Source organism: Streptomyces chisholmiae (assembly GCF_031845445.1).
GTDB lineage: Bacteria > Actinomycetota > Actinomycetes > Streptomycetales > Streptomycetaceae > Streptomyces > Streptomyces chisholmiae.
This window is the reverse complement of sequence record NZ_JAVREO010000001.1, coordinates 162460-179372: the sequence shown is the minus strand read 5'-3', so window position 1 is coordinate 179372 and position 16913 is coordinate 162460. Positions and strand designations below refer to the sequence as shown.

General features: G+C 76.0%; 12 protein-coding genes and 1 pseudogene. 7 read left to right on the top strand and 6 right to left on the bottom strand.

Going from position 1 to position 16913, the window contains the following annotated elements; genetic code table 11:
* Positions 1 to 45 precede the first annotated feature (45 nt).
* The 4 genes and pseudogenes from gmd to RM844_RS00740 form a co-directional block, all read left to right on the top strand.
* A complete protein-coding gene (gene gmd / locus RM844_RS00755) occupies positions 46 to 1059 on the top strand; it encodes a GDP-mannose 4,6-dehydratase (protein ID WP_311663451.1) in 1014 nt (337 codons plus the stop codon).
* Positions 1060 to 1282: 223 nt separating this feature from the next.
* Positions 1283 to 4120: a CBM96 family carbohydrate-binding protein gene (locus RM844_RS00750; protein WP_311663449.1), complete on the top strand. Its 2838-nt coding sequence runs from the start codon at positions 1283 to 1285 to the stop codon at positions 4118 to 4120.
* Complete coding sequence (locus RM844_RS00745) at positions 4117 to 4632, top strand: hypothetical protein (protein WP_311663447.1); 516 nt, start codon at positions 4117 to 4119, stop codon at positions 4630 to 4632. Before RM844_RS00750 ends, RM844_RS00745 begins: the two co-directional genes overlap by 4 nt.
* Positions 4633 to 4720: 88 nt before the next feature.
* Positions 4721 to 5542, top strand: a pseudogene (locus RM844_RS00740) (glycosyltransferase family 2 protein); the annotation flags it as partial.
* Positions 5543 to 5867: 325 nt separating this feature from the next.
* On the opposite strand, the gene RM844_RS00735 reads toward RM844_RS00740, so the two are convergent.
* The 5 genes from RM844_RS00735 to RM844_RS00715 all read right to left on the bottom strand — a co-directional run bounded on the left by RM844_RS00735 (position 5868) and on the right by RM844_RS00715 (position 11295).
* Positions 5868 to 7013, bottom strand: coding sequence for a glycosyltransferase (locus RM844_RS00735; RefSeq protein ID WP_311663443.1), 1146 nt, complete (start codon positions 7011 to 7013; stop codon positions 5868 to 5870).
* Positions 7014 to 7019: 6 nt separating this feature from the next.
* Positions 7020 to 8804, bottom strand: coding sequence for an arginine--tRNA ligase (gene argS, locus RM844_RS00730; protein ID WP_394814404.1), 1785 nt, complete (start codon positions 8802 to 8804; stop codon positions 7020 to 7022).
* A gap of 171 nt (positions 8805 to 8975) precedes the next feature.
* Positions 8976 to 9776 carry a hypothetical protein gene (locus tag RM844_RS00725; protein ID WP_311663439.1) on the bottom strand — a complete coding sequence of 267 codons (801 nt, stop codon included), beginning with the start codon at positions 9774 to 9776 and terminating at the stop codon, positions 8976 to 8978.
* Positions 9777 to 9931: 155 nt separating this feature from the next.
* Positions 9932 to 10438 carry a tetratricopeptide repeat protein gene (locus tag RM844_RS00720; RefSeq protein ID WP_311663437.1) on the bottom strand — a complete coding sequence of 169 codons (507 nt, stop codon included), beginning with the start codon at positions 10436 to 10438 and terminating at the stop codon, positions 9932 to 9934.
* Positions 10435 to 11295, bottom strand: coding sequence for an MOSC domain-containing protein (locus RM844_RS00715; RefSeq protein ID WP_311663435.1), 861 nt, complete (start codon positions 11293 to 11295; stop codon positions 10435 to 10437). The genes RM844_RS00720 and RM844_RS00715 overlap by 4 nt, the downstream gene beginning before the upstream one ends.
* A gap of 247 nt (positions 11296 to 11542) precedes the next feature.
* Here RM844_RS00715 and RM844_RS00710 point away from each other — a divergent pair, with 247 nt between their 5' ends.
* Together RM844_RS00710 and RM844_RS00705 are read left to right on the top strand one after the other, a co-directional pair.
* On the top strand, positions 11543 to 12604 hold the full coding sequence (locus RM844_RS00710) for an ATP-binding protein (protein WP_311663434.1): 1062 nt from the start codon (positions 11543 to 11545) through the stop codon (positions 12602 to 12604).
* A complete protein-coding gene (locus RM844_RS00705; protein WP_311663432.1) occupies positions 12601 to 14415 on the top strand; it encodes a vWA domain-containing protein in 1815 nt (604 codons plus the stop codon). The genes RM844_RS00710 and RM844_RS00705 overlap by 4 nt, the downstream gene beginning before the upstream one ends.
* Positions 14416 to 14635: 220 nt before the next feature.
* On the opposite strand, the gene RM844_RS00700 is transcribed toward RM844_RS00705, so the two are convergent.
* Positions 14636 to 15838, bottom strand: a complete 1203-nt coding sequence (locus RM844_RS00700) for an MFS transporter (protein ID WP_311663430.1) — start codon at positions 15836 to 15838, stop codon at positions 14636 to 14638.
* Positions 15839 to 15967: 129 nt separating this feature from the next.
* On the opposite strand from RM844_RS00700, the gene RM844_RS00695 reads away from it, so the two are divergent.
* A complete protein-coding gene (locus RM844_RS00695; protein WP_311663428.1) occupies positions 15968 to 16522 on the top strand; it encodes a CGNR zinc finger domain-containing protein in 555 nt (184 codons plus the stop codon).
* Positions 16523 to 16913 lie beyond the last annotated feature (391 nt).

The window sequence follows — 16913 nt, the reverse complement described above, 5'->3', positions numbered from 1 at the left end:
GACCGCGACCGCCTCGTCCGACCATCGAGCAAAGGAGAACCAGCCATGGGCAAGACCGCGCTGATCAGCGGAATCACCGGGCAGGACGGCTCGTACCTGGCCGAGCTGCTGCTCGCCAAGGGATACACGGTGCACGGCCTGCTGCGCCGGTCCTCCTCGTTCAACACCGAGCGGATCGACCACATCTACCAGGGCCCGCAGCACCCGGAGCGCACCCTGCTGCTGCACCACGCCGACCTCGCCGACGGCGTCGCGCTGGTCAACCTGCTGCGGGAGATCGCGCCCGACGAGGTCTACAACCTGGGCGCCCAGTCCCACGTCCGGGTCTCCTTCGACGCGCCGCTCTACACGGCGGACACCACGGGGCTCGGCACCCTGCGGCTGCTGGAGGCGATCCGGGCCAGCGGCGTGGAGACCAGGATCTACCAGGCGTCCTCGTCCGAGATGTTCGGCTCGGCGCCGCCGCCGCAGCACGAGGCCACCCCCTTTCACCCACGCAGCCCGTACGGATGCGCCAAGGTCTACGCCTACTGGTCCACCGTCAACTACCGCGAGGCGTACGGCATGTTCGCGGTCAACGGCATCCTCTTCAACCACGAGTCGCCGCGGCGCGGCGAGACCTTCGTGACCCGCAAGATCACCCGCGCCGTCGCCCGGATCAGGGCCGGCCTCCAGGACCGGCTCTACCTGGGCAACCTGGACGCGGTCCGGGACTGGGGGTACGCGCCGGAGTACGTGACGGCGATGTGGCTGATGCTCCAGCGGGACACCCCGGACGACTACGTGGTGGCCACCGGGGTGCCGGCGACCGTCCGGGAGTTCCTCCAGGCGGCGTTCGCGGCCGGCGGGCTGGACTGGGAGCGACACGTCCGCTTCGACCCCAAGTACGAGCGGCCCAGCGAGGTGGACGCGCTGGTCGGCGACCCGGGCAAGGCGGCGCGGCTGCTGGGCTGGCGGCCGAGCACCTACTGGCGGGAGCTGGCCGAGCTGATGGTGACGGCCGACGTCGAGGCGCTGGAGGCCGAGTTGAGCGGCTCGCGCGTGCGGATCGACCGATGAGCCGGCGACGGCCGGACGCCGGCCGGCCGAGGGGCGTGCGGCGGCCGGTCCGCCCGGATTGTGCGCCCTTCACACCACCGTGCGCCGACAACGTGCGCCCCGTGCCGGGGGTCCAGGCTCACGGTGCGTCAGCTGTGTGGGTGCCAAGTGTCAGTGCCGTGCAGGAGTATGGGGACAGTCGGATGACCGGGGCCGTGGGTGCGGCAGTCGAAGGGGAGGGGCCATGAGGCTTGGAGGTGGCGGGTCGCGGCTGACGCGGCCCTCGCGGCTCGCGTGGTTCGCGCGGACGGCCCGGGCGCCGGGCCGGGCGCGGCACGGCCGGCGGCGCTCCCGGCGGGCCGTGGTGGTGGCCGCGGCGCTGGCGCTGGGCGCCGGCCTGTTGGGGCCGGGCGGGGTGACCGGCGGCGCCGGCGCGGTGACGCCCCCGCTGACCATGACCGCCGAGGATCTCCCGACCTGGCAGACCAACGGCATCGTGCACGCGCTGGCCGAGGCCGACGGCGTGGTCTACGCGGGCGGCTCCTTCACGACCGTCCGCCCGCCGGGCGCCGAGCCCGACACCCAGGAGCAGCCGGCGGTCAACTTCGTCGCCCTCGACGCGGCGACGGGAGAGCCGCTGGCCGACTGCGCGCTGGCGTTCACGGTCGGCTCGGGCAACGCCACGATCCGGGCGCTGGCCGTCTCCCCCGACGGCGGCACGCTCTACGCGGGCGGCACCTTCGGCTCGGTGGCCGGCGCCGGCGCCTCCAGCCTGGCCGCGTTCGAGCTGCCGGGCTGCGCCCGCAAGCCGTTCCCGGTCGCCGCCAACGGCATCGTGCGGGCCCTGGCCGCCACCGACGAGACGGTCTATGTCGGCGGCGACTTCACCCAGCTGAGCGGCACGCCGCGGGCCAAGTTCGGCGCCGTCGACACCGCCGGCCAGCTGCTCGACTGGCGGGCCGACGCCGACGAGGCCGGCAAGGCCATCGCGCTCACCCCGGACGGCGAGCACGTGCTGCTCGGCGGGGACTTCTTCACGGTCAACGGCGCGGACAGCCACGCCCTGGCGGTGGTCGAGGCCGACTCCGGCGCGCTGACCCGCGGATACCCGGAGGGCTTCATCGACACCCGCTCCACGGTGCAGGACCTCGCCGTGGACGAGACGGGCTTCTACACGGGCAACGAGGGCACCGGCGCCTTCGACGGCCGGATCGCGCTGGAGCTGGACACCTTCGACGAGCGCTGGCGGGACACCTGCCTGGGCGCCACCCAGGCCGTCGAGGTCCACCGGGACGTGCTCTACAGCGGGCACCACGCGCACGACTGCTCCAGCATGGGCGAGTTCCCCAACCAGGAGCGCTACCACCTCTTCGGGCAGGGCGTGGACGATCCGGCGCTGCTCGGCTGGTTCCCCAACACCAACGACGGCCTGGGCGAGCGGCTCGGCCCGCGCACCCTGGCCGTCGTCGAGGACCACCCGGCGGACGACCGGGACTTCCTCTGGGTGGGCGGCGGCTTCACCACGGTCAACGGCCAGCCGCAGTGGGGCCTGACCCGCTTCACCACCGAGCCGGACACGGGGGCGCCGACCGCCCCCGAGGCGCACGCCGCCTCCCCGGCCGACGGCGTCGTGGAGCTGAGCTGGCGGTCCAGCCTCGACCTGGACGACAGCCTGCTCACCTACCGGGTCTACCGGGACGGCGCGGCCACCCCGGTGCACACGGTGGACGGCTCCTCGCTGCCCTGGCGCCGCCCCCAGCTGCGGTACACCGACGAGGACACGGCGCCGGGCGAGACGCACAGCTACCGGATCACGGCCACCGACGCCGCGGGGAACACCAGCGCCCTGTCCACACCGGTCTCGGTGACCACGGCCAGCGGCGGACAGCCCTACGCGGACGCCGTGTTGGCGGACGAGCCGCTGCTCTACTGGCGGTACGACGAGTCGGCGGGGAACTTCGTCTCGGACGCCTCCGGGAACGACTCGGCCGGCGTGCACCGGGGCGGCCCGCAGCGCGGGGTGACGCCCCCGGCGGTGCCGGGCCCGGCCGCCGCCGGCGTCGGGTACGACGGCGTGGACGACTACACCTACGGTGACGTCCGGTACGGCGGGATGAGCGAGTTCACCCTGGAGACGTGGTTCAACACCACGACGAGCCGCGGCGGCAAGCTGATCGGCCTGGGCGACCGGACGCTCCAGCCCAGCGCCAACCGGGACAACAACATCTACCTGCTCAACGACGGCCGGGTCGCGTTCGGCGTCTACGACGGCAGGTACCACACGGTGACCAGTCGGGAGAGCTACAACGACGGCCAGTGGCACCAGGTCGCCGCCTCGGTCGGGCCGGCCGGGATGCGGCTCTACGTGGACGGCGAGCAGGTCGCGGTCAACACCTCGATCACCGCCAGCCGCGAGGTCAACGGCTACTGGCGCACCGGCGGGGACAGCCTGCAGAGCTGGCCGGGCCGGCCCAGCAGCGACTTCTACCAGGGCCGGCTGGACGAGACGGCGGTCTACGCGCCGCAGTTGCCGGCCGCCCGGATCGCGGCGCACTACGCGGCGGCCGCGCTGCCGGTCGACACGGTCACCCAGCTCACCCCGGATGCCGACACGTATGTCAACGGCGCCGCGGTCAACGCCATCCACGGCACCCACCAGCAGCTGGCGGTGCGCGGCAGCAGCCGCTACGAGAGCTACCTCGCCTTCACCCTGCCGGCCGCCCCGCCGGGCACGGTGCTGAAGGACGCCGCGCTGCGGGTCCGGGTCAGCGACGACGCGGCGGCCGGTTCCCTGGACGACTTCGCGGTGCGGGCCACGGTCGGCGACTGGTCGGAGGCGACGACGACCTACGCCAACAGACCGGAGCTGGCCGAGGAGTCGCTGGGCACGCTGGCGGCGCCCGAGGCGCCCGGCGGCAGCTACACGGCGCGGCTGGAGGTCGGGGAGATAGCCGACGCGCTCGGCGGCGAGCTGGGCCTGGCGCTGACCGGCGAGGGCACGGACAGTCTCTGGCTGCGGGCCAGGGAGAGCGGCCAGGTCGCCGCCCGGCCGCAGCTGCTGCTCACCTTCGGGGCGCCGTGACGGCCCGCGGGCGCGCCGCGCGGGCGGCGGCGCCGGTCCTCGGGCTGCTGTTGCTGCTGGCCGGCTGTGGCGGATCGGCCGGCGAGGAGCCGGCCGAGGACGGCGCCGGCCGGCAGGCCGCCGCCACGGAGAGCGCGGGGCCGGCGGAGGAGCGGCCGGCGCCGGCCGGGGAGGCGGACGAGGAGACGGGCGAGGCTGCCGGCGAGGCGGCGGGGTCAGCGCTGACGGACCTCTCCTCGGCGGAGCCGCTGCCGGAGGACGAGCTGGCGCCGCCTGACGGCGAGTTCACCGAGGAGCAGCGGGAGTTCCTGGTCGAGCGGGTGCCGGCCGGGGTGGCCCCGGGCGCCGTCCTCGACCAGGGGATGGCCGCCTGCGAGCGGCTGGGCTACCTCGCCCGGCACGCGCCCGAGGCGATACCCGAGGCGGTCGCGGCTGGCGAGATCCCCGAGGCCGAGGCGGCGGTGACGCACCTGTGCCCGGAGTACGCCGAGTCCCTCGCCCCCGCCGGATGAGCCGCCGCCCCGGTCCGCCCAGCCCGGCCAGCCCGCCCAGCCCGGCCAGCCCGACCCGGTCAGTGCCGTCCCCAACCCGAGGAGAAGTGTGCCCCGACTACCGATAGCCGTGGTGATCCCCACCAGGAACGAGGCGGCCAACATCGTCTCGACGGTGCGCTCGGTCATCGCCCACTTCACGGCCGTGGTCGTGGTGGACTCCGAAAGCACCGACGACACCCGGGAGTTGGCCAAGGCCGAGGGCGCGGAGGTGATCGGCTACACCTGGGACGGCGGCTACCCGAAGAAGAAGCAGTGGTGCCTGGACCGGGTCCGCACCGACATCGACTGGGTGCTGTTCCTGGACGGCGACGAGACGCCCAGCGGGGAGCTGCTGGCCGAGCTGCGGCGGATCTTCCTGGACGGCCGCCCGGTGCGGCCGGCGGCGTTCGACATCCCGCTGGGGTACTGGTTCGCGGGCCGCCGGCTGCGGCACGGCCACACCATCGTCAAGCGGGCCCTGCTGGACCGCACCCGGGCCAGGTTCCCCGAGCCGGCCGACCTGGCCGCCCCGGGGATGGGCGAACAGGAGGGCCACTACCAGCCGTTGGCCGAGCCGGTGTACCGGCTGCGGGCCCCGATCGAGCACCGGGACCTGGATCCGGTGCGCACCTGGTTCGAGCGGCACAACCGCTACTCGGACTGGGAGGCCTGGCTGGAGTGCCATCCGGCGGTGCGCGAGGAGATCCGGCTGGCCAAGACCCGGCAGGGCCAGCTCTTCCACCGGGCGCCGCTGAAGCCGCTGCTGTCCTTCGGCTACGCCTACGTCTACCGGCGGGGCTTCCTGGACGGCCGCGCCGGCCTGGACTACGCGCTGGCGATGAGCTTCTACCGCTGGCAGATCGGCCTCAAGACCCGCGAGGCGCGGGCGGCGGCGCCGCCCGAAGCCGCGCCGCCGGCCGGTCGAGACGCGGGTGGCGGTGCCGACGCCGATGCCGGTGCCGGTGGCGGTACCGGTGGCGGCGGCGGTGCCGGTCCGGGGCTCGACGCCGCTACCGGAGCGGGGTGGTCAGGGGGCCAGCCGGACCCCGGGGCCCGCGACCGCTGAGGCCGCCGCCCGACGCGGTGCCGGGCACGACCGCGCCCGGCACGGGTGCCTGAGTCCACCTGAGCCGGCCCGGCCCCGGTCAGCGGGCTGGTGGGCGGGTGGGCCAGCGGGCCAGCGGGCCAGCGGGCCAGCGGGCCGGATGGCCGGCTCAGGGCCGGCGGTCGAGGACCTCGGTGTAGAGGCCGCGGAGCCGGTCCACGACGGCGTCCAGCGTGAACTCGTCGCGGACCAGCCGCCAGGCGGCCTGGGAGGCCCGCTCCCGGGCGGCCGGCGCCAGCAGCTCCAGGATCGCCCGCCCCACGGCCGGCCCGTTGGCCGCCGCCCGCGCCGGCACCACCCGGCCCGCCCCGACCCGCGCCACGTCGGGCGCCAGCCCGGTGCTGTCGGTGACCACCACCGGGGTGCCCACCGACATCGCCTCCAGCACCGACAGCGGGAACGCGTCCTGGGTGGACGGCAGCACCAGCGCGCTCGCCTCGCGCAGCGCGGCCAGCACCGCGGGGCCGTCCAGCGCCCCCACCACGTCCAGTGCGCCCCGCACCCCCAACTCCTCGGCGTGGGCGAGGGTTTCGGCCAGCGCGCCGGTGTCGGGCCCGGCCAGCGTGAAGCGGGCCGCCGGGTGGGCGGCCAGCACCGTGGGCATCGCCCCCACGAAGTCCTTCGGCCGCTTCCCCGCCTGCACCCTGGCCAGGTACAGCAGCCGCGGCGGCCCCTGCGGCGGCGCCGCGCGCTCCCGCGCCGGCACGCCGTTGACCAGCCGGTGGGCCGGCGCCAGCGGCGCGGGCGCGACCACGGCCGCGGTCTCCCGCCGCTCCCGCTCGGTCAGGTGCAGCACCGCGTCGGCGTGCCGCAGCACCCGCCGGACGCCGAGCCGGTCCACCAGCCGGGCCACCCGGTTCTCCGTGGGGTCGACCATGCCGTGGGTCTGCAGCACCAGCGGGGTGCCGGCGCGCAGCGCGAGCAGCGCCACCGGCAGCGTCACCAGGTCCCGCATCAGGTGGACGTGGACCACGTCCGCGGAGCGCACATACCCCCAGGCGCTGGCCAGCAGCGCCGGGGAGGTGATCCCGCTCACCTCGAAGCGGGGCAGCACGTGCCGCGCCCGGAAGAGCCGGACCCGGGCGCCCTCCACGACGCGCGGCAGCGGGCCGGCGGGGAACTCGTCCCCCAGCGCCAACAGCGTGGCGTGCTCCCCCCGTTCGGCGAGCCCCCGGCAGAGCCCGAGGGCGACCCGGGTGGGCCCGCCGAACGCGTGGCTGGGGGTGTGCAGGGTCACCGCGTGCAGCACCCGCACCGGCGGCTACATCCGCTCGGGCGCGGCGATCCCCAGCAGGTCCAGGCCCTGCGCCAGGGTCGCCCGCGTCAGCTCGCAGAGCGCGAGGCGGTTCGCCCGCACCTCGGGCTCGACGCCCTTGAGTACCGGGCAGGACTCGTAGAAGGCGGTGAACGCCTTCGCCAGGCCGTAGAGGTAACCGGCGAGCTGGTGCGGCTCCAGCGCCGCCGCGACCTCGGTCAGCGCCCGGCCGAAGCCGTCCAGCGCCAGGCCCAGCGCGTGCTCGGCCGGCTCAAGCGCCAGCTCCGGGTGGAACGCGGCGCCCGGCCCCTCGCCCTCGGCGGCCCGCCGCAGGATGGAGGCGATCCGGGTGTGGGTGTACTGGAGGTAGACGCCGGTCTGGCCGTTGAAGGAGACCATCCGGGCCACGTCGAAGGAGTAGTCCCTGGTCCGCGAGGTGGACAGCTCGGCGTACTTGATGGCGCCGATGCTGGCCAGCCGGGCGATCTCGGCCAGCTGCTCCTCGTCGAGGTCCGGATCCTTCTCCGCGACCACCTCGCGGGCCGCGGCCAGCGCCTCGTCCAGCAGGTCGGCCAGCCGGACCGTGCCACCGGCGCGGGTCTTGAACGGGCGGCCGTCGGGGCCGTTGATGGTGCCGTTGGCGGCGTGCACGGCCTCGATGTCGTCGGTCAGCCAGCCGGCCCGCCGAGCCACCCGGAACAGCATGTCGAAGTGCTGCGACTGCCGGGAGTCGACGACGTAGATCAGCCGGGTGCCCGCGTGGTGCTGGATGCTGCGCCGGATGGTGGCCAGGTCGGTCGCCGCGTAGCCGTAGCCGCCGTCCGACTTGCGGACCAGCATCGGCACCGGCTTGTCCTCCGGGCCCCTGATGTCGTCGAAGAAGACGACCTTGGCGCCCTCGCTGTCCTCCAGGATGCCCTTGCCGGCCAGCTCGTCCACCACGTCGTCCAGCCACGGGTTGTAGAACGACTCACCCGCGATGTCGTCCCGGGTGAGCAGCACCCCGAGCCGCTCGTACACCTGCTGGAAGGACACCTCCGACTCGGCGACGATCTCTCGCCAGATGGCGGTCGTCTCCGGGTCCCCGGCCTGCAGGGCGACGACCCGCCGCTGGGCCCGCTCCTTGAACGCCGGGTCGGCGTCGAACTCCTTGCGGGCGGTCCGGTAGAGGACGTCCAGGGCGGAGACCGCGCCGCCGACGCCGGCCTGCGCGACGTCCTCGTCCTTGCTGCGCCAACTGGCCTCGGGGTGCTCGAAGATGTACTGGATGAGCATCCCGAACTGCGTGCCCCAGTCGCCGATGTGGTTCTGCCGGACGACCCGGGCGCCGAGGAAGCCGAGCACCCGCACCAGGGCGTCGCCGATCAGCGTCGACCGCAGGTGGCCGACGTGCATCTCCTTGGCGACGTTGGGCGCCGAGTAGTCCACCACGGCCGTCTCGCCGGCCTGCGACTCGGGCACCCCGAGGCGGGGCGCGGTCAGCCGGATGGCCAGCCGCCGCAGCAGCGCGGCGTCGGTGAGGTCGATGTTGAGGAAGCCGGGCCCCGACACCTCGACCGAGGCGACGAAGGGCGCGTCGGCCAGCAGGTGCTCACGGAGGGTGCCGGCCAGCTCACGCGGGTTCCGGCCGAGGCGCTTGGCCATGGAGAGCGCGACATTGGCCTGGAAGTCCGCGTGGTCCGACGGGCGGACCAGCGGGTCCGCCGAGGCCAACTCGGCCGGCAGCGCCTGCTCCATCGCCGCGGAAACCGCGGCGGCCACCTCGTCGGCCAACGGCCGTACCTGTTCCACCATCTTCTGTGTACTTCTTCCCCGGGAGTCGAACCGCGCCGCACGTGCGCCTGTGCCACTTCTAGCATGGCAGGCGCCGGGACCCGCCGCGCACCCATATCCCGGTCCCGGCCGGTCCGGAACGGGTCGGCGACGGGTGAGGGCGGGGGGAACAGCCGGGGGCGGGCCCGGTCAGCCGCCCGGCGGGGCGGCGTCGGGAAGGATCTCCAGCACGTTCGCCGTCCAGCGGCCGGCGCAGCGCGGGCAGCGTTCGACCCACCGGTGCGCCCGCAGCCGGGCCGGCTCGTCGTCGAGGAGCGCCGTGCCGGGCGCCGCCAGCAGCACCCGGCTCGGCACCCCGCAGCGCCGACAGGTCAGGTCGACGGCCTGGGCCGGCAGGGCGCCGGCGAAGTCCGCGTCGGTGGCCACTCCCTCGGCGACCAGCTCGTCCAGGGCGCGCGGGTCCGCCCCGTCCGACCAGTGCAGGCACTGGACCGTCGGGACCCACCGGGGGCGATGGCGCAGCACGATCCGCCGCACCCTGGGGTGGTCGGCCAGTCGGGCGTCCTCCTCGGCGTCGAAGGACGCCAACGCGCAGGTGGGCGGGACGCGTTCACCGGCCGGCAGGTAGCGGGCCGGCCGGCCGCCCAGGGTCAGCGGCAGCCCGGGCGGCGCCGGGCCGACGGGCCCGGGGGGACGGCCGGCCCGGAACTCGGCCAGCCAGGCGGCGAAGTCGGCGGCACCGTGCAGCCGGCCCGTCCCGGTCTCCAGGTCGGCGCCACCGAGCTGGTCGAGGGCGGTCCAGACGGTCTCGTCCGCCAGCTCGGGGGCGTCGCCCGCCATGGTGGCGACGGCCCAGTCGGCCGTGGCGCCGGCCGTGCCGGGGTCGGCGAGCAGCCGCCGGAGCCGGTGCTCGATCTCGACACGCAGGTCGGCCGGGGCGGGCCGGTCAGGCCCGCCAGGCCGGTCAGGCCCGTCGAACAGGTCGGACATGGCGGGTGCGCCTCCTCGGTTCGGACGGCTCGGACGGGGCAGGCACTCGGCCGGACGCGGGCGGGTCGGCCGGGTCAGACCGGTCGGACCGGTCGGGCCGGTCGGGCCGGTCGGGCACGGCAAACCGGTCGGACCCGGCGGGCACGGCGGGCCGGTCAGGCGGGCCAGGTCTGGTCGAGCCGGGGCGCGTAGTAGGCGATCGCCCGCCGGTATTCGGCGACCGTCGGGTCGGCGCTGGTCGCGGCGAGCAGCTCCAGCAACAGGCCGGCGGCCTCGGCGTGTTGGCCGGTGTTGTGCAGGGCCATGGCGAGGAACGCGCGCAGCCCGCCGTGCGCGGGGAACTCGGCGACCCCGCGCCGCAACGTGGCCACCGCCTCCGGGTAACGGCCCAGGGTCCGGTAGGTGCTGCCGAGCCCGAGCAGCGCGCTGGAGCGTTCCTCGGCGGTCAGGCCGGGCCCGGCGACGGCCCGTTCGTAGTACGGCACCGCCTCGGCCTCCAGGCCGAGGACGTCGTGGACCCAGGCGGTCTGGTAGGCCACCGTCAGGTCGGTGGGGAACTCCTCGGCGAGCGCGCGGAGTTCGTCCCTGGCGCGCTCCGGCTGGCCGGCCTCGCGGAGCGCGACGGCGGCGGCGAGTCGGGCGTCTCGGTCGGTCCCGGTCACCGGGTCACGCTCCCGCTCGCCGTCGGCGCGGGCTCCGCCGCGTCGGCCCGGGTGAGCGCGGCGACCCGGTCGCCGACCGCCAGGGCGCCGGGCCCGAGCACCGCGAACTTGGCGCCGAAGGCGACCCCGCCGGCCGGGGCGCGCCGGTAGTCGGCGAGGGTGCGCAGCGGCTCGGGGCCGGCGCGAGCGCCGGTGCGCTGGTCGACGAGGGTGACCGCGCAGCGGACGGCGAGCTTGGCGAAGCCGAGGCGGGCCTCGCCGAGGGTGAGGGCGCGGTAGGCGTCCTCCTCGTGGGGCGCGTCCACCTCGTCCAGCACGACGTTGGGCCGGAACCGGTCCATCGGCAGCGGTGGCTCGCCGCGCGCGGCGAGCCGCTCGTTGAGCCCGGTCAGCGCGGCCTGGCTGAGCAGCGAGACGGCGGCGCTGTCCGCGTAGTTGCTGGTGCCCGGGGTCAGCCCGGTGGTGGTGCGGCGGTGGTCGGGCGGCACCCGGACCAGGCGGCTGGGGCGGCCGAGGAGTTCGGTGAACCAGTCGGCCACGGCCTGCCCCTGGTCGATCCCGGTGTAGGGGTCGCCGAAGAGCGTCACCCGGCGGGCGGGGCCGGTGGTGTCCACCGGCACGGTGACCGGTTCGAGACCCGGCGCGGTGAGCGTCAGCCGGTCGCCGTGCGCGCCCAACGCGGGCCGGGCCAGGGCGAGTCGGGGGTCGGCCCGCTGGCTGCGGAAGACGCCTTCCGGGTCGGTGACCAGGAAGGCCCGGTCGTGCGGCAGCCCGGTGGGCGCCAGCCGGGCGGCGGCCAGCGGCACGCCGGCGCAGCCCTTGACCGGGTAGCTGAACAACGCGCTGACGCGGGCCATGATCCGCACACCCCTCCACCTGGCTGATCAGGACGGCTGACCGACTGGCTGCCCACTCTAGGCGTCGGGCCGCCGAACGCCAGTCCGACCGGGCCGGTCGCCCCGCCCGGCACCCGCTCCACCGATAACCGGCACCCGCCCCACCGATAAATCGACTGCGCGGGCCGGGACTTCACGGACACACTGGTCGGGCGCCGGCACTGAGCCGGGCGCACCACCGACGTTCCCCACCCCAGGAGTGCCCCGCTTGCAGGCCGCCGTCACCGTCACCCCCGCCCGGGTCCCCGAGCTGCTGCTCGGCCTGGCCACCGTGCGCCCCGTCTTCCTCTGGGGCGCGCCCGGCATCGGCAAGTCCTCGCTGGTGCGGGACTTCGCCGAGTCGCTGGGCCTGGAGTGTGTCAGTCTGCTCGGCACCCAGCTCGCCCCCGAGGACCTCATCGGGGTGCCGCAGATCCGCGACGGCCGGTCGGTGTTCTGCCCGCCGGAGGCGATCGCCAGGGACGAGCCGTACTGCCTGTTCCTGGACGAGCTGAACGCCGCGACGCCCGACGTGCAGAAGGCGTTCTACTCGCTGATCCTGGACCGGCGGATCGGCTCCTACGAGCTGCCGGCCGGCTCCATCGTGATCGGCGCCGGGAACCGCGCCACGGACAACGCGCTGGCCAGGCCGATCGCGTCCGCGCTGGTCAACCGGCTCACCCACGTCCATCTGCGGGCCTCGGCCACCGACTGGCTGGTCTGGGCGGGGGCGCACGGCATCCACCGGTGGGTGGTGGACTACCTGACCGAGCGGCCCGGGCACCTGTGGTCGCTGCCGCCGAAGACCGAGGAGGCGTTCTCCACGCCGCGCTCCTGGCACATGCTCTCCGACGCGCTGCACTCCTTCGGGGACGACCTGGACGAGGAGACGCTCAGGGTCGTCGCGCACGGCACGCTCACCCCCGCGCACGCCGTCTCGTTCTGCGGCTACGTCAAGATCGTCCGGCACGCCTACGGCATCGAGGCCATCGTCAAGGGCACGGCCTCCTGGCCGCACCGGGTCGAGGACCGGGACCTGCTCTACTTCCTGGCCGACGCCTTCCGGGACCGGCTGGTGCGGGAGCTGCCGGCCACCCGGGAGCAGGTGCCGGCCGCGCTGCGGCAGTCGGCGCACCGGGCCAAGACGCTGCTGGTGCAGCTGGCCGAGATCTCGGTCGAGGTCGCCCAGACGGTGATCCGCGACGACGAGGACGGGCAGCCGGTGCTGCCCGCCTGGTTCCTGGTGGAGGCGGCCCGCGACCTGCCCCGGCTGGTCGAGGCCCGCCGGTGAGCCGCGCCGGGCGCGGGCGGTCCCAACAGAAGAAGAAGGAGCGGCAGGACGCGGCCACCACGGCGTTCCTCGCCGGCCTGGAGGTCGTCCGGCGGCATCCGGCGCTCGGGGCGCTGGCGCCCGGCGTCTGCCGCGACCGGAACTGCGACCACTCCCCGGCCCGCGGCCTGGCCGCGGTGGACTCGGACGGCCGGTTCCATGTGCACCCCGATCGCCGCGCCGAGCCGGAGGAATGGGCCTGGGCGCTCGCGCACTGCGTCATCCACCTCGGCTTCGGCCATGTGCCCGCCGCGAAGGAACGCCGGCCGCAGCCGGACCGGTTCGCGCTGGCCGCCCGCTGCGCGGTGGTCAACCGCTTCCTGGCCAGCTATCCCGTCGGGCGGGCTCCCGACCACGTGCCGACGGAGTTCCCCGGCGGGGACGAGGAGCAGCTGGCCGACCGCTGGCGGCGGGACGGCGTGCCGGCCGCCTTCGAGCGGGGCGGCGCCGCGGACACCGAGCCGGACCAGATCCTGCTGAGGTGGACGGGGTGGCAGGGGCCGCCCGACTGGCAGTCGGCGTTCGCGGGCGCGCTGACCCGCACCATGTCGGCGGCGATGGACGTGGCGGGCGGGCGGCGCGACACGCTGACCGGCGAGCGGCGCCCGAGCCGGCCCTGGGAGCGGGCGTTCAACTGGTTCCTCTCCGCCTACCCGCTGCTCGGCGGCATCGCGTCCGGCATGCGGATCGTCGCGGACGCCGAACTCGCCCGCGCGCACGGCATCGCGGTGGCCGCGGTGGACGCCGCACTGGGCGAGATCTACGTCAACCCACTGCGCCAGTACGAGGACGAGGAGTGGCGGTTCGTCCTGGCCCACGAGATGCTGCACGCCGCCCTGCGCCACCAGGACCGGGTCGGGGCGCGCGACCCGTACCTCTTCAACGTGGCCGCCGACTACGTGGTCAACGGCTGGCTGGTCGAGATGGCCGTCGGCGCCATGCCGGAAGGTCTGCTGTACGACCCGGAGTTGCGGGGACTCTCGGTGGAGGAGGTGTACGACCGGATCGTCACCGACGCCCGGCGCGCCCGGCGGCTGGCCACGCTGCGCGGCAAGGGCGTCGGCGACCTGGTCGGCGCGCCGCTGGACGGCCGGCCGCGTGACTGGGTGGACCTCGACGAGTTCTACCGGCGCGGCCTGACCCAGGGCCTGGAGCTGCACGAGAGCGGCGGGCGTGGCATGTTGCCGGCCGGGTTGGTGCAGGAGATCCGGGCGCTGGCGCACCCCCCGGTGCCGTGGGACGCGCGGCTGGCCCGTTGGTTCGACGAGTTCGTGCCGCGCCCGGAGCCGGTGCGCAGCTATGCCCGGTACGCCAGGCGGCAGGCGTCCACGCCCGACATCCCGCGCGCCGGCCGCTTCTTCCCGCCCGAGGTGGTGGCGCGCTGCACGTTCGGGGTGGTGCTGGACACCTCGGGTTCGATGAACGCCCGGCTGCTCGGCAAGGCGCTGGGCGCCATCGCCTCCTACGCCGAGGCCCGGGACGTGCCGGCGGCCAGGGTGGTGTTCTGCGACGCCGCGGCCTACGACGCGGGCTACCTGCCGCCGGCGGAGATCGCCGGCCGGGTCCGGGTCAGGGGGCGGGGCGGCACGGTCCTCCAGCCGGGCGTGGACCTGCTGCGGCGCGCGCCGGACTTCCCGCCGGCGGCGCCGGTGTTGATCATCACGGACGGCTACTGCGACGTGTTGCGGGTGCGCGCCGAACACGCCTACCTCGTCCCGGAGGGCGCCGGCCTGCCCTTCACCCCGCGCGGGCCGGTCTTCCGCCTGCGGTGAAGTCACCGGCTGCGCCGGTGGCGCGGCCCGGGGCGCCTGGCCGGTGGGCCGGCGGCGGGCCGAGCCGGTGGGCGGGATGGTGGGCTGGGCGGGTGGGCCGGCGGCGGGCCGGGATGGTGGGCCGGCGGCGGCGGGCCGGGATGGTGGGCTGGGCCGGCAGGCCGGTAGGTCTTCAGGCCGGTAGGCCCTCAGGCCGGTAGGCCCTCAGGCCGGTAGGCCCTCAGGCCGGTGGGCCGCTCCCGACGGCGCGGCTGGCCGGGGCGGTCGCCGCCCGGGGCGGGCGGGCCAGGGCGTGCTGGGTCGCGGCGGCCAGCAGGCAGAGCGCGGCGATCGCCACCAGCAGGGCGGCGGGCGGGAGTTGGCTGCCCACGCCGACGGCCGCCGCGCCCAGCGAGGCGGCCGTCAGCTTGAGGCCGGCGCCCAGGGTGAACACCTGCGCGCGGGCGTGCGCGGGGGCGTGCGCGGCCCGCAGCCGCAGGGTGGCGTTGAGCAGCGGGCCGTCGAACCAGCCGGCGAGGGCGTAGAGCGGCAGCGCCACCGCGAGCCCAGGGGCGGTCGCCGCCCCGGCCAGGGCCAGGCCCAACCCGACCAGCGCCCAACCGGCCAGCCGCTCGGGCGGCAGGGCGCTCGGCACACAGAGCGCGCCCCCGAACGCGCCCAGTGCGAAGGCGGTCACCAGGTAGCCGGCGGCGCCCGGATCGCCGAACCCCTCGGCGAGCAGCACGGTGCAGGTGGTCAGCCCGCCGAGCCCCAGCGAGGCCAGGGTGGTGGCCGCGGTGATGGCGCGCAGCGGGCGGACCGCCAGCACCGCGCGCGCCCCGGCGAGCAGCTCGGCGCGCAGGCGGCTGGTGCGCGCCGGCGTGCGGCCGGTGAGCGGCAACGTGCCGGCCAGCGGGGCGGCGAGGCCGGCGACCAGGCCGAGCGTCGCCATCGCGACGCCGGGCGTGGCCACCCCGGCCAGCAGCGCGACCAGCGCCGGGCCGGCCAGCGCGGCGGCGTTGTAGCCGGCCGAGTCCCACGCGTAGGCGCGGTCGCGCACCCGCCCCGCGGGGGTCAACTCGGCTACCAGGCTGGAGAGTCCACCGGAGACCATGGGCCCGCAGGCGCCGCCGGCGAGGGCCACGGCCAGCACCAGCGGGGTGGGCGCCCGCCCGACCAGCCAGGCCAGCAGCGCGATGCCGAGCGCGAAACAGGCCAGCGCGCCGGCGCAGAGCAACGCCGGCCGGCGCGCCCGTCCGACCAGCGCGCCGGTCAGCGGGGCGGTCAGCACGTGCGGCAGCAGCCAGGCGGTCACCACGAACGCGCCCTCGGCGGCGTCCCCGGTCCTGGCCAGCGCCACCAGCACCACGGCGACCGCCATGCCCTCGTCCGCCAGCCGGGCGCCGAAGGCCGTGACCAGGCAGCGCGCCAGCGCTCCGCTCATCCCACCGCCCTCCCGGGCCGGCCGTCGGCCAACCCCTGTAATGCCTTGTGGCGAAAAGACATTACCCCGGCCGGGTGCGCCGCACGCCACCGCCGGACCGACCGACCGGCCGGGAGGGAGAATGGACCCGTGTCCGCACCTGTCATCCAGCCGGCCCACCGGCTGGTCGAGCTGGCCAACGCCGTCCGCGCCGACCCGGCGCTGCCCCGCGCGGAGTTGGCCGCGCTGCTGGTCCGGCACGGAGAACGACCGGCCGACGTCCGCCGGGACCGGCTGACCGAGGCCGACGCCGCCGCGCTGCGGGCCGCCGCCGGGCGGCTGGCCGACGTGCTCGCCGAGCCGGACACCGACCGAGCCGCCGAGGCGCTCAACGCACTGCTCGCGGAGTGCGGGGCCCGGCCCCGCCTCTCCCGGCACGACGGACAGCGCTGGCACCTGCACGTGGACCGGGGCGAGGACGCCTCCTGGGCGGACTGGTTCACCGCGTCCAGCGCCCATGCGCTGGCCCAACTCCTGAGTGAACGCGGCGGGTTGGCGTGGGGGGCCTGCGCCGCGCCGGCCTGCGGACGGCTCTTCCTGGCCCTCGGCCCCGGCAGCCGGCGCCGGCACTGCTCCCCGGGCTGCGCCAACCGGGCCCGGGTGGCCGCCCACCGCCGCCGTCACCGCCCCACGCCCGACGGCTGAGCGCTTCCACACCAGCCGAGCTGCTCGGCGGCCACCGCCCCGACGGGCGGGCCCGGCGGGCCGGTTCGGCGACCCCAGCCCGACGGGCCACTCCGTGCCCGCCGGGCCCGGCGGGGGCCGTCAACGTGCCGCCCCCGGTGGGCCGCCCGGCCGATCGCGCCATCGGTGGTACCCCGACGGACCGGCTCGCGCGGGCCGGCGTCCAGCCCGGGCGGCCTCAGCGGGCCCGTCCAACTGCCCCGCCCAAGCAGGCCGGTCCAAGCAGGCCGGTCCAAGCCGCCCGTCCAAGCCGCCCGTCCAAGCCGCCCGTCCAAGCCGCCCGTCCAAGCCGCCCGTCCAAGCCGCCCGTCCAAGCCGCCCGTCCAAGCCGCCCGTCCAAGCCGCCCGTCCA

Coding starts and splice junctions, on each gene's coding strand:
- gmd (WP_311663451.1), top strand. CDS start 46: ATGGGCAAGACCGCGCTGATCAGCGGAATCACCGGGCAGGACGGCTCG.
- RM844_RS00750 (WP_311663449.1), top strand. CDS start 1,283: ATGAGGCTTGGAGGTGGCGGGTCGCGGCTGACGCGGCCCTCGCGGCTC.
- RM844_RS00725 (WP_311663439.1), bottom strand. CDS start 9,776: ATGTCCGACCTGTTCGACGGGCCTGACCGGCCTGGCGGGCCTGACCGG.
- RM844_RS00715 (WP_311663435.1), bottom strand. CDS start 11,295: ATGGCCCGCGTCAGCGCGTTGTTCAGCTACCCGGTCAAGGGCTGCGCC.
- RM844_RS00700 (WP_311663430.1), bottom strand. CDS start 15,838: ATGAGCGGAGCGCTGGCGCGCTGCCTGGTCACGGCCTTCGGCGCCCGG.